The 25,171-nt window shown below is 71.1% G+C and carries 19 protein-coding genes and 1 pseudogene; 12 read left to right on the top strand and 8 right to left on the bottom strand.

The window, feature by feature from the left end; genetic code table 11:
* The first annotated feature begins 1 nt into the window (after position 1).
* From VGF64_05155 to VGF64_05140, 4 genes are all read left to right on the top strand, one after another.
* On the top strand, positions 2-952 hold the full coding sequence (locus tag VGF64_05155; GenBank protein ID HEY1634124.1) for a WYL domain-containing protein: 951 nt from the start codon (positions 2-4) through the stop codon (positions 950-952).
* Positions 949-1,878: a WYL domain-containing protein gene (locus VGF64_05150; GenBank protein HEY1634123.1), complete on the top strand. Its 930-nt coding sequence runs from the start codon at positions 949-951 to the stop codon at positions 1,876-1,878. Before VGF64_05155 ends, VGF64_05150 begins: the two co-directional genes overlap by 4 nt.
* Before the next feature lie 125 nt (positions 1,879-2,003).
* Positions 2,004-5,132, top strand: coding sequence for a MobF family relaxase (mobF, locus tag VGF64_05145; GenBank protein HEY1634122.1), 3,129 nt, complete (start codon positions 2,004-2,006; stop codon positions 5,130-5,132).
* 54 nt (positions 5,133-5,186) lie between these two features.
* Complete coding sequence (locus tag VGF64_05140; GenBank protein ID HEY1634121.1) at positions 5,187-6,770, top strand: AMP-binding protein; 1,584 nt, start codon at positions 5,187-5,189, stop codon at positions 6,768-6,770.
* 98 nt (positions 6,771-6,868) lie between these two features.
* Here the strand turns inward: VGF64_05140 and VGF64_05135 are convergent, their stop codons facing one another.
* Positions 6,869-7,906 (bottom strand): D-2-hydroxyacid dehydrogenase, encoded by a 1,038-nt coding sequence (locus tag VGF64_05135; GenBank protein ID HEY1634120.1) that lies wholly within the window; start codon positions 7,904-7,906, stop codon positions 6,869-6,871.
* Between the two features lie 18 nt (positions 7,907-7,924).
* On the opposite strand from VGF64_05135, the gene VGF64_05130 reads away from it, so the two are divergent.
* Positions 7,925-8,836, top strand: coding sequence for an LLM class flavin-dependent oxidoreductase (locus VGF64_05130; protein HEY1634119.1), 912 nt, complete (start codon positions 7,925-7,927; stop codon positions 8,834-8,836).
* Here the strand turns inward: VGF64_05130 and VGF64_05125 are convergent.
* Positions 8,812-12,357: a tetratricopeptide repeat protein gene (locus VGF64_05125; protein ID HEY1634118.1), complete on the bottom strand. Its 3,546-nt coding sequence runs from the start codon at positions 12,355-12,357 to the stop codon at positions 8,812-8,814. The two genes, VGF64_05130 and VGF64_05125, sit on opposite strands and share 25 nt — an antisense overlap.
* Before the next feature lie 191 nt (positions 12,358-12,548).
* On the bottom strand, positions 12,549-12,770 hold the full coding sequence (locus tag VGF64_05120; GenBank protein ID HEY1634117.1) for a hypothetical protein: 222 nt from the start codon (positions 12,768-12,770) through the stop codon (positions 12,549-12,551).
* A 151-nt stretch (positions 12,771-12,921) separates the two neighbouring features.
* Here VGF64_05120 and VGF64_05115 point away from each other — a divergent pair.
* Positions 12,922-13,191: pseudogene (locus tag VGF64_05115) on the top strand (HU family DNA-binding protein).
* Positions 13,192-13,330: 139 nt separating this feature from the next.
* On the opposite strand, the gene VGF64_05110 reads toward VGF64_05115, so the two are convergent.
* The 3 genes from VGF64_05110 to cofC form a co-directional block, all read right to left on the bottom strand.
* Entirely contained in the window at positions 13,331-13,729 is a 399-nt protein-coding gene (locus VGF64_05110; GenBank protein ID HEY1634116.1) for a hypothetical protein, read from the bottom strand.
* Positions 13,730-13,917: 188 nt separating this feature from the next.
* Complete coding sequence (locus VGF64_05105) at positions 13,918-14,679, bottom strand: PIG-L deacetylase family protein (protein HEY1634115.1); 762 nt, start codon at positions 14,677-14,679, stop codon at positions 13,918-13,920.
* A gap of 7 nt (positions 14,680-14,686) precedes the next feature.
* Entirely contained in the window at positions 14,687-15,319 is a 633-nt protein-coding gene (cofC, locus tag VGF64_05100; GenBank protein HEY1634114.1) for a 2-phospho-L-lactate guanylyltransferase, read from the bottom strand.
* Between the two features lie 174 nt (positions 15,320-15,493).
* Here cofC and VGF64_05095 point away from each other — a divergent pair, with 174 nt between their 5' ends.
* From VGF64_05095 to VGF64_05085, 3 genes are read left to right on the top strand one after another with little or no spacing between them, the layout of a single operon-like run.
* Positions 15,494-16,504 (top strand): NAD(P)H-dependent glycerol-3-phosphate dehydrogenase, encoded by a 1,011-nt coding sequence (locus VGF64_05095; protein HEY1634113.1) that lies wholly within the window; start codon positions 15,494-15,496, stop codon positions 16,502-16,504.
* 9 nt (positions 16,505-16,513) lie between these two features.
* Positions 16,514-18,868: a hypothetical protein gene (locus VGF64_05090; GenBank protein HEY1634112.1), complete on the top strand. Its 2,355-nt coding sequence runs from the start codon at positions 16,514-16,516 to the stop codon at positions 18,866-18,868.
* Complete coding sequence (locus VGF64_05085) at positions 18,865-20,097, top strand: adenylate cyclase regulatory domain-containing protein (GenBank protein HEY1634111.1); 1,233 nt, start codon at positions 18,865-18,867, stop codon at positions 20,095-20,097. Before VGF64_05090 ends, VGF64_05085 begins: the two co-directional genes overlap by 4 nt.
* Positions 20,098-20,107: 10 nt before the next feature.
* Here VGF64_05085 and VGF64_05080 read toward each other — a convergent pair whose 3' ends face one another.
* Positions 20,108-22,750 carry a glycoside hydrolase family 38 C-terminal domain-containing protein gene (locus VGF64_05080; GenBank protein ID HEY1634110.1) on the bottom strand — a complete coding sequence of 881 codons (2,643 nt, stop codon included), beginning with the start codon at positions 22,748-22,750 and terminating at the stop codon, positions 20,108-20,110.
* A 164-nt stretch (positions 22,751-22,914) separates the two neighbouring features.
* Between VGF64_05080 and VGF64_05075 the strand changes: the two genes are divergently transcribed.
* Together VGF64_05075 and VGF64_05070 are read left to right on the top strand one after the other, a co-directional pair.
* Entirely contained in the window at positions 22,915-23,322 is a 408-nt protein-coding gene (locus VGF64_05075; protein ID HEY1634109.1) for an RpiB/LacA/LacB family sugar-phosphate isomerase, read from the top strand.
* Positions 23,323-23,333: 11 nt separating this feature from the next.
* Positions 23,334-23,621 (top strand): GYD domain-containing protein, encoded by a 288-nt coding sequence (locus tag VGF64_05070; GenBank protein HEY1634108.1) that lies wholly within the window; start codon positions 23,334-23,336, stop codon positions 23,619-23,621.
* Between the two features lie 21 nt (positions 23,622-23,642).
* On the opposite strand, the gene VGF64_05065 is transcribed toward VGF64_05070, so the two are convergent.
* Positions 23,643-23,882 (bottom strand): hypothetical protein, encoded by a 240-nt coding sequence (locus VGF64_05065; GenBank protein HEY1634107.1) that lies wholly within the window; start codon positions 23,880-23,882, stop codon positions 23,643-23,645.
* A gap of 251 nt (positions 23,883-24,133) precedes the next feature.
* On the opposite strand from VGF64_05065, the gene selD reads away from it, so the two are divergent.
* Entirely contained in the window at positions 24,134-25,171 is a 1,038-nt protein-coding gene (gene selD / locus VGF64_05060) for a selenide, water dikinase SelD (GenBank protein HEY1634106.1), read from the top strand.

Raw genomic sequence — 25,171 nt, 5'->3', positions numbered from 1 at the left:
CGTGGAGAGGCGGGACCGGCTGGAGCGGCTCACCAACCTGGTGTTGGTGCTCCTCGACACCGAGCGGCCCCTCACCATTCACCAGATCGCGGATGCCGTGACGGGCTACCCGGATGGCGCCGAGGCCCGCCGCCAGGCGTTCGAGCGCGACAAGCGCACCCTCCGGGAGGAGGGGATCCCCATCGCCGTGGAGCCGGTGGAGTCCGAGGAGCAGTGGGGCTATCGCATCCGGCCCGAGGATTACTACCTACCGCCTCTGGGACTCGACCACGACGAGCAGGTGGCCCTCAACCTGGCCGTGGCCGGCGTCCACCTCGACGAGGGCAGCGGGCGCGGGGCGCTCGTCAAGCTCGGCGTCGCCGACGCCGACAGCCCCAGCCCGGTGGCGTCGCTGCCGTCGCTGCCACAGCTGCCGCGGCTGCACGAAGCCCTGCGGGCCCGCGCCGCGGTGCGATTCGGCTACCGGGGCGAGGAGCGACGGGTCGAGCCCTACGGACTCTTGTTCCGGTCCGGCTTCTGGTACCTGGTGGGGAGAGACCAGGCTCGGCAGGCCTCGCGCACATTCCGTGTCGACCGCATGGACGGCCGGCTGATGGTCGGCGAAGGCGGCGCGTTCGAGCCGCCGGCCGATTTCGATGCCGCCACGGCATTTCCCGAGGAGCCCTGGCGACTCGGGGAGGGCGAGGTCACACCGGCCCAGGTGCTGATCGACCAGTGGCAGGCCCCGCTGGTCGAGGCCGAGCTGGGCGAGGGAGCCGTGCTCGAGCGCCGACGCGACGGCTCGATCCTCGTCCGTCTGGATGTGGCGAACGAGGACGCCTTCAGATCGTGGGTCCTCGGCCTCCTCGATCACGCGGTCGTGCTGGGGCCAGCGTCCCTTCGCCAGCGCATGCGGGCGTGGTTGGAGGCGGCGGCCGCATCCGCCCCGCCCGTCGGGGAGCTCGGCCGTTGACCTCGAAGGCCGACGCCGGCGACCGGCTCAGGCGGCTGCTCGCCATCCTGCCCTGGTTGGCCGACCGGGGCGGGGCGCCGATCTCCGAGGTGGCTGCCCACTTCGAGATGCCCGAGCGCGAGGTGGTGGCGCTACTGGAGCTCGCCGCCTGCTGCGGCCTACCTCCCTACACGCCGGATCAGCTCATCGAGCTCATCGTGTCCGACGAGTGGGTGTCGGCCAATCTGGGCGACCACCTCGCCCGCCCGCGCCGGCTGAGCGCGGCGGAAGGCTTCACCGTGGCCGCCTCGGCCCGTGCCATCCTCGCCGTGCCGGGCGCTGATCCCAACGGCGCCCTCGCTCGCGCCCTGGCCAAGCTCGAGACGGTGCTCGGTGATCGGCGCCGAATCGCCATCGACCTCGACGAGCCCGCCAACCTCGAGGTCGTGCAGCGGGCCATCGCCGACCGTCGACAGCTCGAGATCGACTACTACGCCGCCTCCCGGGACGAGCGCACGACACGCCGGGTCGATCCCTACTCGGCGTTCTCCAGCGAAGGCCACTGGTACCTGGACGGGTTCTGCCACCTGGCAGGCGACGTCCGGCTCTTCCGGATCGACCGGATGCAGGCCGCCCGCCTGACCGACGAGGGATTCGACGCCGCGCCGGGGACGGTACCGGAGGGAGTCTTCGCTCCCGGCCCCGAGGCCAGGCTCGTGCGCCTGTCGATCCACCGGTCGGCCCGCTGGGTGGTCGAGGCGTACCCCACCCTCGACGTCGAGGAGCGGGCCGATGGCGGCCTGGTCGTGACCCTGGCCGTCTCCGGCACGGCGTGGCTGGAGCGGCTGCTCCTGCGCCTCGGCCCCGAGGCCGAGGTGATCGATCCTCCCGACCTCGTCGGCGCCGGGCGCCGGGCGGCCGAGCGCATCCTCGTCACCTACCGCTGAGGCGCGGGTCGGGGGCGGCGGCCCCGGCCAGCCCGGCGAGACCCCGGTTCTGCTCGAAATTGGCTCCGCGGCCCTCCCTCTCGTCGCCCACCTCCACGAGAGTGTATGAAAAGCAGTGAAAAGCTATGATGCTGGCTGTCATGCTCAGCATCGCCAAGGTGAGACGGGGCGGTGCCCGCTACTACCTCGAAGGCGTCGCCGCCGGCAGGGAGGACCATCGCCGTCCCGGCCAGGAGCCTGACGGGGTCTGGCTGGGCGGGGGCGCCGAGGCCCTCGGCCTGCGGGGATCCGTCGCCGCCTCCGAGCTCGAAGCGGTGCTGGCCGGCGCCGACCCCGCTTCAGGCGAGCTGCTCAACCCGGCCCAGGACCGGGTGCGGGTTGCCGGCTTCGACCTGACCTTCGCAGCTCCGAAGTCGGTGTCGCTGTGCTTCGCCCTCGGGGACCCCGCGGCCGCCGATCAGGTGCGGGTCGCCCACGAGTCCGCCGTCGCCGCCGCCGTCGGCTACCTCGAACGGGAGGCGATCACCGCTCGCCGCGGCAGCGGCGACGGCCGCCACAGCGTCACCGTCGACGGCGTGGTGGGGGCGGCCTTCCTCCACCGCACCAGCCGGGCCCCTGATCCCCATCTCCACACCCACGTGGTGCTGGCGAACCTGGTCGCTGGTCGCGACGGTCGGTGGTCGGCCTTCGACGCCCGGGGGCTGTATGCGCACGCCCGCACCGCAGGTCTCCTGTACCAGGCCCACCTTCGCCACGAGCTGCGCCGGCGTCTTGGTCTGGAGTGGGGCGAGCTGCGCGCTGGCATGGCCGACATCAAGGGGATCGAGCGCCCGGTGGTGCTGGCGTTCTCGAGGCGACGCCAGGAGATCCAGGCGCGGCTCGCGGACGAGGGTCTGTCGGGGCCGAGAGCGGCCCGGGTCGCCCAACTCGCCACGCGGAGCGGCAAGGACCTGGAGATCAGCTTCGAGACGCTGGTCGGTGAGTGGCGGGCGCGCGCCGAATCGTCCGGACTCGGTCGACGCGAGCTGGCCGCGGCCATGACAGGTACGCGACGGTCGGAGCCGACGGATGGCGGCCTCCCGACCGAGGATTGGATCAGGAGCATCGTCGGCCCCGAAGGCCTGACAGCGTCGGCGTCGACCTTCGCCCGTCGGGACGTGGTGCGGGCCTGCTGCTCGGCGCTTCCGGATGGCGCCGAGGTGGCGAGGATCGAAGCACTCACCAATGCCGTGTTGAGGTCGGACCTGGTCCGGCCGGTCTCGCTGGCCGAGGCATCGCGACACGTCCAGGAAGCGCGCTGGACAACTCCGGAGGTGCTGGCTGCCGAGCGCGCGCTCGTCGACTCGGCGCAGCGGCGGACTCGAGACGGCGTGGGTGTGGTGGAGCCGGCGGCGCTCGAATCGGCCCTGGCGCTGCGGCCGCAGCTGCCGTCGACGCAGTCGGCCGCGGTGCGAGAGCTGCTGTGCTCGGGAGCGGGCGTGGTCGTCGCCACGGGTGCCAGGTGGGCCGGCTCCAGCGACGCCCTCGATGCTGCACGCGATGGATGGCAGTCCTCCGGTCTGCGCGTCGCAGCCAGCGCGCCGACCGCTGAGCAGGCGGCAGACCTCGAGGCGGTCACCGGCATCGAGACCACGCCGCAGCAGGAGGTGCTGGCCGAGCTGGATGGGCGGTCGGGGCCTGCGTTACCCGCTGACGTCCTCGTCGTCCACGACGCAGGCCGACTGGGCGCGGCCAGCCTCGGGAAGCTGCTGGACGGCGCCGACCGAGCCGGCACGAAGGTGATCGTGCTCGGCGAGCTCCGCCAGCTGCGAAGCGTGGACGCGGGAGCCTTTCGTCGGCTGGGTGACAGCCTCGGGTCGATCGCCCTCGACCCGCCCCGAACGACGACGACCGCGGAACGGATCGTCGGGAGTGGCTGGGTTCAGGTCGTCGATCGCGACGACGTCGCCCCGGTTGTCGTGGGCTCGTCGGCCCCGGCCGTTCGCCAACGGGTGGTTGACGACTGGTGGGCCGACCGGCAAGCAGGAAGCGAGCCCGTCATGGTCGCCTCCAGCCGGTGGGAGATCGATGCGCTCAATGCTGCTGCGCGTGCGGAGCTGATCGCCGCCGGCGAGCTGGGCGAGTCGATCCACGTCGGCCGCCGCGAGATGGCGGTAGGCGACCGTGTCCTGATCGGTCGCGGGGGCCGAGAGGCAGGCGTGGTGACTGGCGACCGGGCGACGGTGACCGGCGTCGATGTCGAGCGCCAGGTGCTCGAGCTCCGCACCGACAAGGGACCGACGTTGTCGATGAGCGAGGCCGCGGCGACGAAGGTCGAGCTGCGGCACGCCTACGCCACCACGGTCCGTGAGGCCCGCAGGGTGAGGCCGGATCGGGCCCTGGTCCTCGGCGAGGGCCGCGCGGTGAGCGCGGCGGCCGGCGACGACCACCGCTACGTCGTCGACACTGTCGGTCGGAGCGGTCGCCGCACCGGACCCGAGCTGCTGCCCCCCGAACTGCTCTCCCCGCACGAGTTGGCTGGCTCGCTCGGCCAGCTGGGTCGTCGTCTCGACGATGTCGAGCGTCGCCTGGCCCGCGCCCCGGCTCCCGACCCCACCGCCCGCTTGTCCCGGCTCGACCAGGAGCAGGCACGGACCACCGATCGGCTGATCGCCGCCAGGTCGGCCCGATCGGACGCGGCGGCGCGACTCGAGCGCCTCGAGGCCAGGAGACCTTGGATCGGTCGTCGGGCAGCGATGGAGGAGACCCAGGATGTCCGCATCGAGGTCTCCTTTCGCCAGGCGGAGGTCCGGCGATGGGAGGACCGGGACGCCTTGTTGGGCGACCGCCGCCGCGAGCTGGAGACCGACGCCGGGAGCCGGTCGGCGGGGTTGACGTCGCGGCGGGCCGACCTGGCGAGCCGCGAGATCCTCGTCGAGGCGACGAGCCGCAGGCAGCGGGCCCTGGCCCGAGCGGCGGAGGTCTCTCCCCCCGGCTATCTGGTGGCCGAGCTCGGTCCGCGTCCGTCCGCGCCTGTCGAGCGGGCCGCCTGGCGCCAGGCGGTGCTGGCGGTGGAGAGCTATCGGGAGCGGTGGGGTGTGGAGGACCGGCACCTCGCCCTGGGTGGCCAGGGCGAACGCCCGGAGTCGCCGACGCAGCGTCTCCAGCGGGCCTCGGCGGTACACCAGCTCGAGGAAGCTCAGCGTCAGCTGCGCCCGGAGTTGGCGATCGAACGGTCGGCCGAGCAGTCACCCGAGCTCAGCCGCGCCAGCTGACGGGCACCTGGGATAAGTTGACGCGCACTACTGACCACGACGAGAGGGGGGGTCATGGAGGTACCGCTTACCGTCGGCGACTTCCTCGAGCGGGCGGGCTCCGCTCACGCCGACCGGGTCGCCCTGGTCGACGAGCCGGGGGAGACGGGCTCGTTCGGCCGGCTGACCTACGCCCAGCTGCACAGGCGGGCCCGGGGAATGGCCGCCGCCCTCGACCGCATGGGTGTCGGCCAGGGAGAGCGGGTGGCGATCGTGAGCCCGAACTCCGGACGGTTCCTGGTCTCCTACTTCGGCGTCAGCGGCTTCGGGCGGGTGCTCGTGCCGGTCAACTTCAGGTTGAACGCCCAGGAGATCGGCTACATCGTCGACCACTCGGGGTCCACGGTCATGCTGATCGACCCCGAGCTGGACGAGGCGCAGGCCGAGGTCAAGGTGAAAGAGCGCATCGTGCTCGACGGCGTGCGGGACCGGGAGCTCTTCGCCGAGCTGGGCGACGACGCCGTCGGCCCGAACCGATGGGACCCGGACGAGCGCGCCACCTGCAGCATCAACTACACCTCAGGCACCACGGCCCGACCCAAGGGCGTGCAGCTCACGCACCGCAACTGCTGGCTGAACGCCGTCGTCTTCGGATGGCACACGACTGTCACCGACCGGGACGTGCTGCTCCACACGCTGCCGATGTTCCACTGCAACGGTTGGGGCATGCCCTACGCCGCCACGGGGATGGGCGCCCGTCACGTCGTCCTGCGCAAGGTCGACGGTGAGGAGATCCTCGCCCGGGTGGAGTCCGAGGGCGTGACGCTCATGTGTGGTGCCCCGGCGGTGGTGGCAGCCGTGCTCGACGCGGCAGCCGCCCGTCGGGAGCAGGGCCGCACGGTCCCGGGCGCGGGCACGGTCCGAATCGTGGTCGCCGGCGCGCCGCCGCCCGCGAGGATCATCGAGCGCGTGGGCGACGAGCTCGGTTGGGAGTTCATCCAGATCTACGGCCTGACCGAGACCTCGCCGCTGCTCACCGTCAACAGGGCCCCGCTGGAGTGGGACGAGCTCGATCCTCCTGAGCGGGCCCGGCGGCTCAGCCGGGCCGGGCTCCCGGCCGTGGGCGTCAAGGTCCGCACCGACGAGGAGGGTGAGGTGCTCGCGCGCTCCAACCACATCTTCGCCGGCTACTGGCGCCAACCGGAGGAGTCGGCGGCTGTGCTCGGCCCGGCCGGCCCGGAAGGCGGGCCCGAGGACGAGAACGTCTGGTTCCGCACCGGCGACGGCGGCTTCATGGACGGTCCTCACCTCACGATCGAGGACCGCAAGAAGGACGTGATCATCAGCGGAGGCGAGAACGTCTCGTCGATCGAGGTCGAGGGCCACCTGTACCAGCATCCGGCCGTGGCCGAGGCGGCGGTGATCGGGGTGCCCGACGAGCGCTGGGGCGAGACCGTGAAGGCCCTCGTGGTTGCCCGGCCCGGTACCGCGGTCGACGAGGCCGAGCTGATCGAGTTCTGCCGCAACGAGCTGGCGCACTTCAAGTGCCCGACATCGGTCGAGCTTCGCGACAGCCTGCCGCGCACGGCCACAGGCAAGCTGCAGAAGTTCAAGCTCCGCTCGCCCTACTGGGAGGGCCGGGAACGCCGGATCAACTGACGCGCACTGAGCGCCTTTCTCGACATGCAAGGTTCACCGAGCGAGGCCCGCGTCACCCAACTTGTCACGATCAGTGCGACGTACGAACGGGTGAAGGCTCAGTAGCCGGCGGCGGCGTCGACGACGTTGGCCAAGGGTGTGGCCGAGAGCCAGCGGGCGAGCTGGGCGGCGAAGAGCTCCTCGATGCGGGCGATGGACCGCGGTGAGGACCAGGTGAAGTGGGGCACGACGATGACGTTCTCGCGTCCCCATAGGGGATGGCCCTCCGGCAGGGGCTCCTCGACGAAGGTGTCGAGCACGGCGCCACCGATCTGGCCCGCATCGAGGGCGCGCACGAGGGCGGCCTCGTCGACCAACGCCCCACGGGCCACGTTGACCAGCCACGCCGTGGGCTTCATGGCGTCCAGGGCGTCGGCGTCGATGCTGTTGGCCGTGGCCGGGGTGAGGGGGAGACCGAGCGCGACGTAGTCGGTGTCTGAGAGCTCGGCCCGCCAGTGGTCCGGCGACACCATGCGGGTCACGCCGGCGGGAAGGTTGGCCCGGGCCTGGCGCGACACCGCCCTTACCTCCATGCCGAAGGCGGCGGCCATCCGCGCCACCAGACTGTTGACCGAGCCGAGGCCGAGGAGCAGGAGGACGCCGCCGTCGAGCTCGTTCAGGAGGGGGCTGGGGTCCCAGACGCCGCGATCGGAGAGCCGCACGAACCGGGGGAAGCGCTTGGCCGCCGAGAGGATGGCCAGCATGACCCACTCGGCCATCGGGCGGGAGAAGCTGCCCGCCCCGTTGGTCAGGACGATGCCCCGCTCGGCAAGCTCCGCCACGGGCAGGGTGTCGACCCCCACCGCGTCGGAGTGGACCCACGCCAGATCCGGAAGGTGGTCGACGGCGGCCAGCAGCCATTGGCGAGATGTGAGCCCCGGACGCCACAGCACCGTCACCCCGGCTGCCTCGGCCTTGTCGACCCGGCCCTCCTTGTCGACCGACACCGGCCGGATAGGGCGCGCCAGGTGTCCACCCCGGTTGAGCGCGGCGAGTGTCTCCTGCGCCCCCTTGGTGCCGGCCACTCCGACCGGCGCGTCTCCCTGGCTCATCGACAGGTCATCCTGGTCGGGCGGGGCCGATGGCTGCAAGGGCACGCCCTAGGCTCATCCTTCATGAAGGTACGCATCGGGTACGGACTCGGCACCGCGGCGGGTGGCGGCGGGCGTGAGCACTTCGCCGACCTGGTCGACGGCTTGGAGCGGCAGCGGTTCGACTCGCTCTGGCTGTCGGAACGGCTCACCGGCGTCGCTCCCGATCCCGTCGTGGGGCTGGCGGTGGCGGCGGGTCGGACCGAACGCCTCAAGTTGGGCACCAGCGTGCTGGTGCTGCCGGGGCGCAACCCGGCCGTGCTCGCCAAGGAGCTGGCGAGTCTCGATGTGCTGTCCGGCGGCCGCGTGCTTCCCGCGTTCGGGCTCGGCGTGGCGGAGCCCAACGAGCAGCAGGCCTTCGGTGTGCGACGGGAGGATCGGGCCGCGTGGTTCGACGAGGCACTGCCCCTCATCCGACGGATGTGGACCGAGGACGCCGTCGATCACGACGGCTCCCGTTTTGCCTACAGGGCTCTCACCGTCCGTCCCAAGCCCGTGCAGCGCCCTCCCGATGTCTGGCTGGGCGGTCGGGTCCCGAGCGAGCTGCGCCGCACCGGTCGGCTGGGCGACGGCTGGCTGCCGAGCTTCTGCACCCCTGACGAGGCCGCCGCGGGCCGCAAGATCGTGGAGGAGGCGGCCGACCGCGCCGGGCGATGGATCGACCCGGAGCACTTCGGCGCTCTCGTCGTCTACTCCCGCGGCCCGTTGCCCGACCGTCTCACCCAGGCGCTGGCCGCGCGCCGGCCGGATGTCGAACCTGGCGAGCTCGTACTGTCTGGACTCCCGGCGCTGCGCCGGCGGCTCGAGGCCTTCATCGACCGAGGTTTCTCGAAGCTGGTCGTCGTGCCTGCCGTCGAGCCCGATCGGTGGGCGGACGAGCTCGAGGAGGTCGCCCATCATGTGCTCAGCCTTCAGGACCCAGCCCGGGTCTCCTGAGCGCGAGCCGACTCGACGAGCGGCCCGCCACCGGCAGCGGCGCGGAACGCGATGTCCCATCCCTCCGCCCTGATGCCGATGTGGTCGAGCGCCGCCTGCGCCTCGGCCAGAGCCACCGCCGCCTCGGGTGCATCGGCCGATTCCAGGCCGCGAGCACGAGCGAGGCGGACGATTGCCTGCTGGGTCCGGTCACCGGTGGCGTCGACGATCGATCGAGCGGCGCAGAACGCCTCCTCTCCCTCATCGGGACGTCCGAGCTGTACCGAGGCGAAGCCCCGGGCGACATCGGCCACGGCTCGATCGAGATACGTGGCCTCCTCGAGCGATGCCGTCACCCGGGCCGCGTCGATCGCTTCCTCGGGCCGGCGGGCGCCGGCATAGGCAAGGGCGAGCAGGGACAGGGCATTGGCACGCGGGCCCGCGGCGGCGGCGCCGGCGCGCGCCTGCTCCAGGTGATCGATCGCCTCCTCGAACCGGCCGACCTGAGCGAGGGCAGCCCCGTGGGCCGTATCGACCTCGGTCGTGGCGATCTCGCTGACCGCACCGTTCGAGAGCTGCGACAGCTCGCTCAGCACCGAGAGAGCCTGTTCGCCGTCGCCCACGTGGATGGCCGTGCCCGCGAGTCCCAGCCCCGCTCCTTGCACCAGCCCGTACACCAGGCCGGCCTTGGATGACCTCCAGCCGTTCGACCCTTCGTTCGCCAGAGCGTTCATCAGGTTCTCGCGGGCCAAGGCGAACGCCGCCTCGATGTCGCCGGCGGCGGCGCGGGCCCGGATCAGGACGCCCTCGGCGCGCAGGGCGTCGCCGTTGCCAAGCTCGCGGAACAGCCGGGCCGCCTCCTGGCTCCGCTCGATCGCCTCGCTCGTCCGACCCTGCCAGAGCGCCACCGAGCTCAGCAGGAACTGCACCATTGCCAGCGCCCAGCGGTCGCCGCTCTGGCGCACCTCGCCGAGAATGTGGGTCGCCAGCTCCTCTGCTTCTTCTCGGCGACCCTGGAAGAAGCGCACGAAGCCGAGCAGCCCCTTCGTCCAGCCCAGCCCGCCCCAGTCGCCGGCCTCGATGAACGTGCTTGCCGCCTCGCCGAGGCGCTGCTCGGCCTCGGGAAGGCGACCGAGGGCGTAGGCGATCTCGGCCAGGTTCCACAGGGCCCAGGCCTCCTCGCGACGCGACCCGAGGGAGCGGAACGTCGTGAGGGCGGTCGTCATGGCCGCCTCTGCCCCGTCCGGGTCACCCATGAGCGAGCGGGTCGTGCCCAGCTGGCTGAGCGCCTCGGCTTCACCGTGGTCGTCACCCACGTCGCGCCAGATGCGCGTCGCCCGTTCGAGGGTGGCGCTCGACGCGTCGAAGGACCCTTCGGCCTGCTCGACGTGGCCCAGCACGGTGAGCGCCCGGGCCACGGCGCGCTGGTCCCCCTCCGCAGACGCCGAAGCCAGCGCGCTGTCGATGTCGGCGCGGGCCGCGCTGGGCTCGCGCAGGTAGGCCTTGGCATCGGCCCGCTCCAGCAGCACCTCTCGACGGGTGGCGTCTTCGCCCCGCGGGATGATCGCCACGGCCCGGGAAAGGAGGTCCACCGCCACTTGATGCAGCCCCCGCTGGCGTGACCGGTCCGCCGACATCGTGGTGTACTCGAGGGCCGAGCGCCACACGTCGGACGGGACATCGCCGACCGTGCCCACCTCGGATCTCAACGCCGACGCCTCGCTGAAGTGGTGGGCCAGCTGCTCGACGATCTCCTGCTGCCGGTCACTCTGCTGAGTGCTCTCGGTCAGCCACGACGCGAGGGCGTAGTGTCGCCGGGCCCGGTCGGCCTTGGTCAGGATCTCGTAGGCGACCTCGCGGGCCAGCCCGGATCGAAAGGCCCACGTATCGCCCTGCGTGGAGATCACGTCCTTGGCCACCAGCTCCTCGACGACGGGGCCGATCTCTGCGCCGCCGCGGGCCGTCGCCAAGGTGGTGAGCGCCTCGAGCCCACCTCGCAGCCCGACCACCGACGCGTCTTCCACCACGGCGCGCTCCTCGCGGCTGAGCACGTCGAGGCGGGCTGCCACCAGGCCGCGGAGGGTCGCAGGGAGCTCTGCGCCCGGCGGGCCGGCCTCGGCGAGCACACCCTGCTCGCCGCGGCTGGCGTCGCCGAGGAAGGCCGACAGCTCCTCCAGGAACAAGGGATTGCCCCCACTGCGCTCGAGGAGCGCGTCGCCGATCCCTGGCTCCAGCTCGTTGCCCGATAGCGCGGCGAGCAGTTGGCGGCCCTCGACGAGAGCGAGAGGGTCGACGTGCAGCACGACCTCGCTGTGGCGGCCCGGCCGGGGAGCCCAACGGGGCTGGATCTCCGGACGGGCAGTCGCCAGGAGCACGAGGGGGAGGTGGTGGAGGCGATCGAGGAGGTCGTCGATGGCGTCAAAGACCAGCTCGTCCGCCCAGTGGAGCTCCGACAGCGCCAACACCAGGGGACGATGGCGGGCGAGCCCGTCGAGAAAGGTCAGCAGCGACAGGCGCACCTCCTCGCGAGTTCGCCCGGGGTCGACGTTGGCCAGCGCGCCCTGATTGCCCATGAGGAACGACAGGGCGGTCGCCAACCGCTCCGCCTCGTTGCCGTCGACCTCGACGCCTGTTGCCGCGGCAACGGCGAGCCGGCACTTGGCCAGCGTCTGGTCGGCCGAATCGGAAGGCTCGATGGCGCAGGCCTGGCGCATCATCTCCGCCATGGGCCACCAGACGTTGGCTTCCCCATAGGGCACGCAACGGCCCTCGAGCACGGTGGCGCCGTGCTCCTGGACGGCCCAGTCGGCGAGCTCGCGGGCGAGGCGGCTCTTGCCCACTCCCGCGTCGCCGAGCATCACGATCAGCTGTGCCCGATGACGGGCGACAGCGGCACCGACGGCGTGCTGGAGCAGACCCAGCTCCTCGCAACGACCGATCAGCGGGCCGTCGACCCGGGCCGGCCGCCGCCCCGGAGGAGCAAGACACTCGACGGCGATCCACGCTTCAACGGCTCCGTCGCGACCGCGCGTCTGCAGCGTGCCCGCCGGCTCGTAGCGAACCACTGCTGCGGTGCCGGCCCTCGTGGGAGATCCCACGAGCACCTGACCCGGATCGGCCATGGTCTGCAGCCGGCTGGCCACGTTGACCACGTCGCCCATCGCCGTGTAGTCGCCGCCGGCGCGCAGGGCACCAACCAGCACCTCGCCGGTGTTGACGCCGATACGCAGGCGCACCGACTCCAGCTCGCCCGAGAGCGCCACCACGCTCGCCTGCATCTGGAGAGCCGCCCGCACCGCCCGTTCGGCGTCGTCCTCGTGGGCGACCGGAGCGCCGAACAGGGCGACGATGGCGTCACCCACGATCTTGTCCACCCTGCCGCCGAAAGCGGTGATGTCGGCCGCCAGCCGCTCGAAGCAGCTGTCCACCAGGTTCTTGACCTGCTCCGGGTCCATCGTCTCGCTCAGCGTGGTGAAGCCGACGAGGTCGGCGAACGCCACTGTGACGACCCGCCGCTCGTCGCCCCGCGTGCCGATCGTCACAATCGAATGCCCGCATCCGGGGCAGAATCGAGCGCCCTCCGGCAGCGTGTTCCCGCAGGATGGGCAGGTCATCGCCAGTCAGGATAATGCCATCGGCGTTCTTTGCCCCATCGGAACCGCCCGATCCGCTGTCTAGAGCGTCATATCGCTGATCGCGGGGCCGCGTGGACCCTGTGGTGCCGAGCCTGTCGTCAATCGATCTTCAGATCGGGCGTCCCGTTCTTCACCTCGAGGCGAGCCGGGAGTCCCATCAGGCCGAGCGGATCCCGTCGCATCGATGATGCGCGCAGTGACACGACTTCGCCGCGGTGCGATCCCGCCGTCAGGACGACATCGATCCGAACGTGTTGCTGTTCATCGCGTTCGACATCCACGATCATGACGTCGTAGGTGCCGTCCGGCAGTGCTTCCACGATTCGACAGACTCGCGAAGTACCGCGCTGACGTCCATCGCGAGAGCAAAACCACTTCGCGTTCAAGGAAAAACTTGACCTCGCGGCCAATAACCTTTTTCATTACAGGGAAACTGCGTCACTACAACGAGCAAGGGATGAGGAGGTGGCGGTGAACAAGTCCCAGCTGATCGAGGCGGTCGGCGCAGCTACTGCTCTCGAGAAGCGTCAAGCCGAGCGCGCCGTTGACGCGGTGATGTCGACGGTTATGGAGGCGGTGCGAACGGGTAACAGGGTTGCGCTGATCGGCTTCGGCACGTTCAACCCGACGAGGCGCAACGCCCGTATGGGCCGCAACCCGCAGACTGGGGCGCCAGTACGAATCAACGCATCGAAGGGTGTGCGGTTCGCAGCTGGATCGGCGTTCAAGGAAGCCCTCAACACGAACCGACCGATAAAGAAGGCCAAGAAGACAGCGCCGGGCAGGAAGGCCACCTCGAAGAGGGCTCCCGCCAACAAGGGGCCGGTGGCCAAGAAGGCTCCGGCGAAGAAGAAGACGACCAACAAGACGGCGAAAGCCGTTAGGAAGCGGTAGGTGATTCCATGGCAGCGATCAGGAAAGCGGCTTCGGCAGCGGAGAAGCGCGTCGCAGGTTCGACGGGCAGGGCCAAAAAGTCAGCCAAGCGCCGGGTGAGCAGCACACGGGCATCCGCGGCGCGCAAGGGCAGCAGCCTGGCCAAGAAGGCCAGCAAGTCGGCGTCGAAGACGTCGAAGTCACTGGCCAAGAAGTCGCGGACGGCGGGCCGTACCCCGGCCAGGAAGACCACGAAGGCCGCTCGCAAGACGACCAAGGCTCCGGCCCGCAAGACGGCGAAGACCCGCAAGACGGCTCGTAAGGCGACGAAGGCTCCGGCCCGCAAGACCGCCCGGAAGGCGACCCGCAAGACCACTCGCAAGACGACGAGGGCTCCGGCTCGCAAGGCGACCAAGGCTCCGGCTCGCAAAGCGGTGAAGGGCCGGGCTCGCAAGACCACGAGAGCGCCGGCGCGAAAGGGCACCAAGTCGACCGCCGCGTCTCGAGCTCGCAAGTCGACGAAGAGGGCCTCCAGGTAGCCCGGCTGGGAGGCCGGCCCCAGGACACGCCGGCCCGGGAAGCCGGAATCGGAGATCAGAGGTCGCGCATCAGCTTGAAGGCCTCGGCGGCAGCGAACCCTGCGCGCTGGCCGTCATCGGCGAGCCGTTGGATCACCCGATCACGAAATCGCGCCATCTCCTCGTGGGAGGTCGACTGCTCGATGCGCATTGTCGAGCGAAACTGGCTTCGGTGGGCGAGCAGGGCGTCCAGCTTTGCCTCCACGAAGCCGGAGACGTCCTCCAGATGGTCCGCCTCGTCGGCCTCCCACAGCAGCAGCGCCGATGGACGGTGCGGTGGCGCCTCTTGGTCGGGGAAGAAGTGTGGATCGCGCGCCGCCACGATGGCGTCGGTGAGGAGGAACCCGGCGTTGCGATGGTCCGGATGGAGGCGATACCGCTTCCACGGGTCATGGCCGAGCACGACGTCGGGCCGGACCATGCGGATCCACGAGCACAGCTGCCAGCGTTGACGAATGCCGGACTCGAGCTCGCCGTCTGACCAGCCGAGAAAGATGACGTCTCCTTCGCCGCCGAGCGCTCTCGACGCGGCCCGCTGCTCCTCCTGGCGGATGCGCACGAGGCTGGTGAGGTCCTCGGACGGATCCCAGGATCCCTTGGCCCCGTCGGTGCACACCAGGTGTCGGATGCGACAACCTGCCGATGCCCACTTGGCGAGGGTGGCGCCGCAGCCGAACTCGATGTCGTCGGGATGGGCCCCGACGGCCAGCGCGCAGGCCGGGGTGGCCAGGTTCGACCCGGTCGACGCGTGCGACGCCTCCGCCGCGGGCGATGTCACGGGGTTCTCAGGACCGGCAGCGCCCGTAATCCAGATCGGCGGGTTGATCGACGTCCCACGCCAGAAGGGGCTCCTCCACGACTCGGAGGGGCAGCCCCAGGCGGCGCGCCTCGTGCTCGTGGCGCGCGAACGAGCCTGGCCCGTACGAGAACCTGAAGCCGACCGCGGTGGGCACACACGCCACGTTGGTGCCGTCGCGATGGCGGTCGGGGACGAGCGTGACTCCCGGGAAGCGACCAACCCAGGTGAGATCGAGGGCGAGCGGCAGGTCGCCGTGGGCAACGGTCACCCGCACCGCTCCGGCGGCCCCGAGCCGACTTACCCCAGCCTCCACGGCGCCGTTCAGGCCCCGTTCCGGCTCCCATATCACCAGGGCGCCGAGTTGGCGGGCCCACACGGCGACGTCGTTGTCGTCGCAGACCACTGCCACAGGAAGTGTGCCGGCGGCAGCCACGACGCCCTCGGCCATTGATCGGGCGAGGCTCGCTCGCTCCTCGGGGGGGAGGGCGGGTGCCAGGCGCCGCTTGGCGTCGGCGAACGCCTTGACCGGTACGAGCACCGCCTCAGGACCGATACGAAAGGCGGCCGAGGGCGGCCGGCCCTGACGCCCCGGCGATGAGCTCACGCCTTCGCGTCCCACCCGGCCAGTCTAGGGCCGGCCGGAGAGATAGCCCGCAGGCGCTGCTGCGCCTAGGGCCGGTCCGGGAGGCCGGCCGGAGAGATAGCCCGCAGGCGCTGCTGCGCCTAGGGCCGGCCCGGGAGGTCCGGCGGGGAGATAGCCCGTAGGCGCTGCTGCGCCTAGGGTGGCTGGGTGGTGACCAGGGTCGCAGTCGTCGGTGCGGGCTCGTGGGGGACAGCGGTGGCGTCGCTTGTCGCCACCAATGCCCCCGCGACCCTGTGGGCCAGGCGACCCGAGCTGGCGCAGGAGATCGCCGTCGACCACGTGAACGGCTCGTACCTGCCCGGCATCCAGCTTCCGGACCGTCTGAGTGCCACGGCGTCGCTCGAGGAGGCCGTGGCCGGTGCGGACGTGGTGGTGATGGGCGTCCCGTCGCACGGCTTCCGGGCCGTGATCGCCGACCTGGCGCCGTACCTCGGTGCCACCACCCCAGTTGTCAGCCTCGCCAAGGGAATCGAGCAGGACTCGCTGAAGCGCATGACCGAGGTCGTCGTCGAGGTGGCGCCCGGCTCTGCCCGTCCCGTGGGTGTGCTCACCGGCCCCAATCTGGCGCGTGAGATCCTCGCGGGCCATCCGGCGGCGAGCGTCGTGGCCCTGACCGACGAAGGCATCGCCGCCGAGCTGCAACAACTGTTCTCGAGCGGGATGTTCCGTGTGTACACCAATCCCGACGTGATCGGCTGCGAGATCGCCGGAGCGTTGAAGAACGTCATCGCCATCGCGGCGGGCATGACCGACGGTATGGGCTTCGGCGACAACACCCGCGCCGCGCTGGTGACCCGGGGTCTCGCCGAGCTCACCCGGCTCGGCATCGCCATCGGTGGCGACCCCCTGACGTTCTCGGGGCTGGCCGGCATGGGTGATCTGGTCGCGACCTGCATCAGCCGCCAGAGCCGCAATCGCTATGTCGGTGAGGCGCTGGGCCAGGGCCGTCAGATCGAGGAGATCGTGGCCGAGATGCGTATGGTGGCCGAAGGAGTGAAGACCTCTGGACCTGTCGTCGAGTTGGCCACCCGGCACGGCGTCGAGATGCCCATAGCCGAGCAGGTGGCCGCCGTCATCCGCGACGGCAAGACCGTGCCCGAGGCGATCACCGCCTTGATGCAGAGGGAGGCAAAGACCGAGCTGTACGGCATCCGCGGCTGAGGTTGACCCATGGGGATCCGTACCTGGATGTTGCGTCGAGCCATGGGCCGATTGCGCATCACCGACGACATCGTCCGCTACCTGTCGACGTTCCAGCGCCTAGGCGAGACCGTCGAGGTGGAAGTGCCGGGCGAGCTCTTGCCGGTGGGCGCCCGGACCGTGTTCCGGGCCGTCCGCACGCGTGCCGCCGCCCAGCTGGCCATGGACTGGGTCTGGCCGTGGTGGCTCGAGCGGCAGCTGGATCCGAGATCACCGGCCTTCGTACCCCGCGGGCACCTTCCCCTGCTGACCAACGTGACCGGTCGGGCGTGGACGATGGTCGGCAACCCTCGCTCGTCGCGCAAGGGCATCGTGGATCCTCGCGGTCTCGTGACGCCTTGGTACGACGGATGGTCGCTGGACTGGTGGGTCGAGTCGCAGGACGGGTGGCACCTGCCGTCGCGGGACGGCGGGGTCGATCAGCGCCTGGTCGACGGCACCCCAGTCGTGGAGACGACGCTCGAGGTGCCGGGTGGTCACGCGGCGCACCGGGTCTACGCGGTGACGACGAGCGTCTCGAACCCCCGGAGCGGGACCGAGCTCTTGATCGTCGAGCTCGAGAACCGGACGCGAGATGACCTCGTCGTCGCCCTGGCCGTCCGCCCCTACAACCCCGAGGGCCTTGCGGTCGTGGAGAGGATCGCCCTCGAGGATCGTACGGTGATGGTGGACGGCCGACCCGCCGTCCTGCTGCCCCGAGCACCGAGCGCGGTGGCGGGCTCGACGTTCGCGGGCGGCGACTCGGCGACCACCGTGTTGCGCGGTGGGGCCGGGGCCCAGCGCGACATGTCGCTTCGTTGCGAGGTCGGTCTGGCGCAGCTCGCCCTCGTGCTGCCGCTGGCGCCGGGGGCCACGCATCGGGTGGCCCTCCCCCTCGTGGCGGCGCGACGCACCCGCCGGCGTCGCTTGGCTCGACGTCGAGCCGAGCGGCTGCCCCAGCTGCCCCCGGCTGTGCCATCGAGCGCGGCTACAGCACGGGAGTGGCAGGCCCGCACCGATCGGGGCACTGATCTCGTGCTGCCGCCCGGGCGGCTGGCCGACGCCGTGGACGCCTGCCGGCGCTTCCTGTTGCTGTCGCACGAAGGCAGTGATGTGATGCCCGGACCGTTCACCTACCACCGGTTCTGGTTCCGTGACGCGGCCTACCTCCTCGCCGCCCTGAATCGCTACGGCTTCCACGCCGAGGCGGCCGAGGTGCTGGCCTCGTACCCCGACCGACAGGGCCACGATGGGTTCTTCTTCAGCCAGCGCCAGGAGTGGGACGCCAACGGCGCGGCGCTGTGGACGCTGGGAGAGCACTGGCGGCTCAGCGGCGACGACGAGCTCGTCGTCCGTCTGGCTCCCATGATCGCCCGTGCTGCGACATGGATCGAGCACAAGCGCCATACCAAGCCGCGGTCACGTCGCTCCGACCCGGCGCTGCGGGGCTTGATGCCGGCGGGTGTCTCCGCCGAGCACCTCGGACCGTTCGACTACTTCTACTGGGACGACTTCTGGTCGCTCCGGGGGCTGCTCGACGCTGCGCCCTTGTTGCGGGTCGCAGGCGACGAGACGGCCGCGACCCGCGCCGACGAGTGGGCCGCCTCCATGCGTGCTCAACTCTGGGCCTCGATGGAGCAGACCTCGCGCCACCTGGGCACGTCGGTGATACCGGCAGGGCCGCACCGACGGGTCGACCCCGGCATCATCGGATCCCTTGTGGCGTGTCAGCCACTGGGCCTGATCCCGCCGCTCGATCCGGCCATGGCCGCGACGGTGGACGCCGTGAGGGAGCGTTTCCTGATCGGCTCCGCCTTCTTCCATGGCATCAGCCACACCGGTCTCGGCACCTACCTGACGCTCCAGCTGGCGTTCGTGGAGCTGGCTGCCGGTGACCGGCGGGCCCTCGACCGCCTGGAATGGCTGGTTGGCGCGGCCAGTCAAACGTTCACCTGGCCCGAGGCCATTCACCCGCTCCTCGGCGACGGGTGCATGGGTGACGGCCACCACGGGTGGGCGACCGCCGAGTTCCTTTCCTTCGTGCGCGGCCTCCTGGTGCGAGAGACCGACGACGGCCTGGCGTTGTGCACGATGCTGCCAGCGGAATGGAGCGGCCGGTCCCTTGCGGTGCGCCGGGCGCCCACGCATCGAGGGTTGCTCTCCTTCGAGCTGGGGTGGGAGGGCGGCCGGGCCCTGTTGCGGTGGGAGCTCCAGGGTCGTCCCGGGGCGGGAGCCGTTCGCCTCACCGCCCCCGGCCTCGATCCCAGCTGGTCGTCGGGCGAGCTCCGAGGCGAGGCGGAGATCGCGGCAGGCGCGCTGGCGCGCACGGGTGGGGGGCCGCGGTGAGCGACCAGGAGACGGGCTTGGAGGACCACCTGCGCTCGCTCCTCGAGTCGCTCGGGGTCAGCGCCGAGGAGATCCACCAGGCCGCGGCCGCGGGCAATCTCTATCTCCTCACTGTCGACCGGCTCCTCGTTGCCGGGGGGCCGCGCTACACCGCGACCGAGGTGGCCGAGCGCTCGGGCATGCCGTTGGAGCTGACGGCGCGCTTCTGGCGGGCCCTCGGCTTCACCGACGTGACCGACGACGAGCGTCACTTCACCGACGCGGATGTCGAGGCCCTCGCCATCGCCGAGCGCTTCCTCCAGGAGGGGCTGGCCGACGTCGAGGTGGCGCTGCAGATGACGCGGGTCATCGGACTATCGATGGCGCGCGTGGCCGAGGCCGAGGTCGCAGCCTCGCCGCTTACACGCAGCGAACTCGACTCCGACGAGATGGCGGATCTGTTCCTCCGCAGCCTCGATGTCATCCTTCCCAGCATCGGGCAGCTGCTCGAGTACGCCTGGCGCCGGCACCTCCACGCCGCGTTCCGGCGGGCGATGCTGGCGTTCAGCAGGGGCGAGCTCAGCGGGGGGACGATAGAGGCGACGATCGGCTTCGCCGACCTGGTGGGTTTCACGCTGCTCGCCCAGGAGCTGAGCGACGAGGCCCTGGCCGAGGTGGTGAGCCGGTTCGAGGCCCTCGCCTTCGACATAGTCAGCGCCCTTGGGGGGCAGGTGGTCAAGGTGATCGGGGACGAGGTCATGTTCGTGGTGCGCGACACCGCCGAGGCGGCGCGGATCGCCTTGCAGCTGGCCGACGCCTACGCCGACGACGAGTTGTTGTCGGACGTGCGGGTCGGCTTGGCCTCCGGATCGGTGCTGGCGATGGAGGGTGACTACTACGGGCCGGTGGTCAACCTGGCCAGTCGCATCGTGAAGATCGCCATCCCGGGGACGGTGCTGGTGTCCGACGAGGTGCACGCCGGGCTGGCGGACGACGAGGAGCTGGCCTGGAAGTCCCTCCGGCCCCGCACCTTGAAGGATGTGGGTCGGGTGCAGCTCTGGGCCCTCCACTGGGCGGGAACGGAGGCGCGGACCGACGGCCGCTGGTCCTGGAGTCGACGGCGCGGCCTGCCTGGCGTGCTGCCCGGCCCCGCCGAGCTTCGGGCCCGGGCGAGCGAGCTCCGGGAGCGGGCGACCGACCGACGGGAGGAGCGCCAGGTCCGACGCGAGCGGGACGGACGGGAAGAGTAGGCCGCGGCGGTCAGCTCTCCGAGAGACGTGCGGTCGCCAGCTGTCGCGGGCCGAGCTCGAAGCTGCCCTCGAAGGCGCCGACCGGCCGTCCGGCGAGATCGACGAGGTCGCCCGATCGTCCGCCCAGGGAGACCGACGTCGCGGCGTCGGTGGGATTGAAGACGCGGACCTCCAGGGCGCCGTTGTCCCGCCGGACAGCTGACACCTCGGCACCGTCGACGGCAAGGCACTGTCCGCTCGGCGACCGGCCGCCGCCGCCTGGCGCCGTCGTGGTGAGCAGCGGTAGCAGGACGTCGTCGGCCAGTGCGTAGGGATCGACCGGCTCGACGCACACCGCGTAGCGGCACTCAATCGGGCCGAGCATCTGCGCGCCCTCGACCGGTAGGGGCGGCCCCGCCGGAGACCGCCGGTGGCTGATCGTCGGCCGGGACAGCACGCCGGTCGCCCGCAGGAGGGTGAGGGCCAGCGTCCGGGCCCGCCCGTCATCGATGTCGATCAGCTCGTACTCGACCAGACCCTCGTGGACGACAGTGAGGCCACCGGCGGTGACGAACCGTCGAGACGGGAAGGTGGGCACCGCCAGCTCGTCGGACCCGCCTTCGGTGTCGAGGCCCCGCTCGACGATCCCGTAGGCGCACTCGGCCCGGGAAGCCGACGCCGGGACGGGAAGGCGAAACAGTGCCCGCAGCCGATGATCACGACACGGGTTGTCGAAAGTGGTCGTCACCCGCACCACTCGTTCGCCCGCTCGCAGCTCGATGGTTGTGGTGACGACCACTGCGCGCTCGCCCACGCGGGTGCTGCGGTCGTCGTCGACCCGTGCTGGCCACACGAAGGTCCGCCGGACGACCAGCCGGCCACGGACGGGTCCCCGCTCGGCCACCTCGACGGAGACGGCGTCGGGCTGATCGACGGTCACGTCGTGGGCGGGCGGCGACCAGGTGTAGGTGTCGCCCTGGTCGCCGTCGTCCACCAACCGGTCCAGGTCGCGGGAATCGTCGAGCGCGAAGGTTCCTTTTGCCCGATCGATCGCCACCGTGATCAGGCCGTTGCCCATCGACGCTTCACTGGTCACCTGCACGGCGTGTTGCAGCGGCGCCGGGGTCCAGGCCGCCCACCCGAGGCCGGGCACGGCATCGGCTCGGGCGAGCACCCGCTGGCTCGGGCGCCGGTCGACGTGCACCCGGACGGCGCTGTCGGGTCGGGCGCCGACGCTGGCGTACAGCTCCCGCTTCACCTGCTCTACCGACGGGTTCGGTGACAGGTGCGCGTCGGTGTGTAACGACACCTCGATGGCGCCGGCGCCGTGTGCGGCCTCGGCCCCGTTCACGAAGGTGCCGTCGCCGAGGTCCTGGCCCCGTATCCGACCGAGCAGGGCGCGCAGGTCATCGACGCCCATCGTGTCGTTGCGATCGAGCGCGGGCCACGCCTCCAGCACCTGAGTACCCTCGACCTGCTCGTCGCCGCGCAGCATCAGCTCGATCACCCCGCCCCTGCTCCGGGCGGCGGTGTTGACCACCACGGGGCCGGGCTCGGCCATCGACGAGGCCGCCTCGGCCAGGGCCCGCGCGCTCAGGCCCTCGGCTGCTCCGGTGGCGCCCGCGAAGCGCTGCAGCACGGTGGCCGACACGTCGTCGACCGAGCACGCCGAGATCGAGTCGTGGGCGGAGTTGCGTACCACCTGCAGCCAGGCGGCGTCGAGCAGTGACCGGGGCCAGCGCGAGGCAGGAAGGAACAGTGCGCAGAGGGGCTCGGCCACGCGCTCCAATGCCTGCTCGGCTCGTGCTGCGGCCTGCTTCACGTCGACCCGTGTGGAGGCCACGCCCCTCAGCACGTGGGCCCGCTGTCCCGACCGAAGCTCGCCCGACCAGCTCGGCAGCTCCTCGGTCGGCCGACGGGCCAGCTCGGGGCCGAGTGAGGTCACACACAGCTCGAAGTGCTCCTGCTCGCGGTTGGTCGCCGCCACCAGCGCACCCAGCCCGGGCTGGGGCCGGGCCCGGTCGGTGCCGTTCATGAGCAGGATCCCGTCGACGAGGAGCTTTCCCAGCTCTGCTTCGTGGGCGGCCAGCCGTCGGGTCAACGCCGCCGGGTCGTCGGGCAGGGCCGCGCCGTTGCCGTAGCCGCGGGACAGATACTCGGCCCGCACCGTCGAGCCGTCGGGCGCGGACCACCAGAACGCGGTCCGATCGATCGTCGACGGCACCCCGCGCCAGACGACCGCGTGGCCGAACCCGGCTTGCCTGAGGAGCTGGGGCATCTGGGCGATGTGGCCGAAGTTGTCGGCGAGGTAGCCGACGGGCATGGCGCCGCCGAACCGTGCGGCGCGAGCGAGACCGAGCTGCAGGTTGCGCACGATCGTCTCACCTGAGACGAGGAACTCGTCCATTGGCACGTACCAGGGCCCGATCTCCAGCCTCCCCGACGTGACCAGGTGGCGGATGCGCGCTTCGGCTTCGGGTCGCACCTCGAGATAGTCGTCGATGGGCGCCGTCTGGCCGTCGAGCAGGAAGGCGGTGAAGGCGTCGTCGCGCTCGAGCAGGTCGATCACCCCGTCGAGCAGGTCGACCAGGTCCAGGCGCACGACCTCGAACGGCTGGGTCCACTCCCGGTCCCAGTGAGTGTGGGGAACGATGGCCACCCGACGCCGGCCCATGGGGTCAGGCTAGGGCTGGGGGCCCCGCCCGGGCGCGGCGAAGCCGCCAGCAACAGAGCCGGCGGCGGGGTGGGGGCCCCAGCCGCTTCGGAGGAGGGCGGGGATGGGGCCCCGCCCGGGCGCGGCGAAGCCGCCAGCAACAGAGCCGGTAGCGTCTCTGATCGATGCGAATTGCCTTCGGCACCGACGAGTCGACCTCCCTCACGGCTGCCGTCGTGGCCGAGCTCGAGCGCCTCGGCCACCAGGTGACGGCCGTGGCTCAGGCCGAGCCTTGGCCTGACGTCGGCCGTCTGGTGGGGGAGGCGGTGGTCTCCGGTCGTGCCGAGCGCGGCGTGGTCTGCTGCTGGACGGGCACCGGCGTGTCGATGGCGGCCAACAAGGTGTCGGGCGTGCGGGCGGCGCTGTGCACCGACGCCGAGACCGCTCGGGGGGCGCGGCGGTGGAACGACGCCAACGTGCTCGCCTTCGGGCTTCGGCTCACCTCACCGGAGGTGGCCCGGGAGATGCTCGACGCCTTCCTCGCGACCGATGTCGACGCCGACGAGCGCGAGAACGTCAGGCGCCTGAGTTAGGGTGCTCGCCCATGAGCACCTTCTTGATGCTCTCGACCATCGGTCCCGACGGGGCGTCGACGCTGCACGACAACCCCGATCGCCTCAAGCAGGTGAACGCCGACGTCGAGTCGATGGGGGCCCGGGTACTGCAGCAGTGGGCCCTGTTGGGGCCGTACGACTTCGCCACCATCCTCGAAGCGCCCGACGAGACCACGATCGCCCGGGTGGCCCTCCGGCTCGGCGCCCGCGGGACCATCAAGACCCTGACCCTGAACGCGATACCGATAGACGACTATCTGAGCTCCCTGCGCTCCTGATCAGTCGCCGCCTCTAAGGGGTCAGTACCACCACGAACCCGACTTCTTCGGACGTTGCATCCTGACGTCGTCGGAGGAGAACTCGCTGGGCAGGACAGTGCCATCGGAGAGCCGACGAACCCGGTAGACGTCGCCCACAGTCTCTGCCACCTCGAAACCACGACTCCACGTGCCCAAGTACCGGCTGCGCACGTCAACCGGCGTGCCGGCAGCCAGCGGCTCGTCGCCAGACCGCGTCTGTTGTGCGACTGCCTCGCCCATTTAGGTGCCCTCCCTGCGGTGACTTGCCGGTTGCTGTCCCCCAGCAGAATCCGTGCTCGCCGATCCGCTCCTGGCGAAGTCGGCCAACCGGTAACGCTCCCGCTCAGGCGGCCATCTTCCTTGATGGACCCGGGAAGCACAAGGGGTTATCGCCGCTATACAGCGATAACTTCTCTGGAGTGCCGGTGACCCCGGCGGTCACCCTACGGACCGCGACCGCCGCCGAGCGCCGCTGATGACGAGGAGGCTACGTGGCCGAGGCGATCGGTACCACAGATACCAGCGATGGCGCTGACGTCAAGCTGACCGAGTGGACGTCCTGCGGCGGCTGCGCCGCCAAGTGGGGGGCAGCGCCGCTGTCGGCTCTGGTGCGACAGCTGGCGGGCGGGTCGGACCCGTCCCTGTTGGTCGGGCTGGCGCCGTTCGACGACGCCGCCGTGTGGCGGATCAGCGACGACGTCGCGCTCGTCTCGACCACGGATTTCTTCCCGCCCCTTGTGGACGACCCCGCTGACTTTGGTGCCGTGGCCGCCGCCAACGCCTGCTCCGACGTGTTCGCCATGGGAGGACGGGTCGTGCTCGCCCTCAACATCTCGGCGTTCCCCGAGCGGATGCCGCCGAAGGCGATCGGCGACATCCTGGCCGCGGCCGCGGCGGTGGTCGCCGAAGCGGGCGGGCAGGTGGCGGGTGGTCACACAATTCGATCCGAGGAGCCGATCTTCGGCCTGGCCGTGCAGGGCGTCGTCCACCCCGGGCGGGTGTGGACCAAGGCGGGGGCGCGCCCGGGCGACGCGCTGGTGCTGTCCAAGCCGCTCGGCACCGGCATCGTGCTGGCCGGAGGCCGACCGGCTGACTGCCGAGCGGTGGTCGTCGGCATGCGAACACTCAACCGGGGTGCCGCCGAGACGCTTGCCGGCCTGGCGAGCCCACCGCACGCGGTCACCGACGTGACCGGCTTCGGCCTGCTCGGCCACGCCTGGGAGATGGCCGAGCGCTCGCAGGTCCGCCTGTCATTGTCGGCGGCGGCGCTGCCCCTCTATCCGGGAGCGGAGGCGGCGGCTTCGGCCGGGACCCGCACCGGCGGTGACGCCCGCAACCGATCCCACCTCGAGGGACGGGTGCGCTCGTCGGCTCCAGCGACGCTCGAGGCCCTGTCGTACGACCCCCAGACCTCGGGAGGACTTCTTGCCGCGGTGAGCTCGGCCGATGCCAACCTTCTGGAATCGGCATCTGACTTCGTCACGATCGGCGAGGTCGTCGCCGGCCCCGCTGGCGTGTCGCTGAGGTAG

The sequence above is a fragment of the Acidimicrobiales bacterium genome, assembly GCA_036491125.1.
In the GTDB taxonomy this organism is placed as follows: domain Bacteria; phylum Actinomycetota; class Acidimicrobiia; order Acidimicrobiales; family AC-9; genus AC-9.
This window is presented reverse-complemented; position numbering and strand designations above follow the sequence as displayed.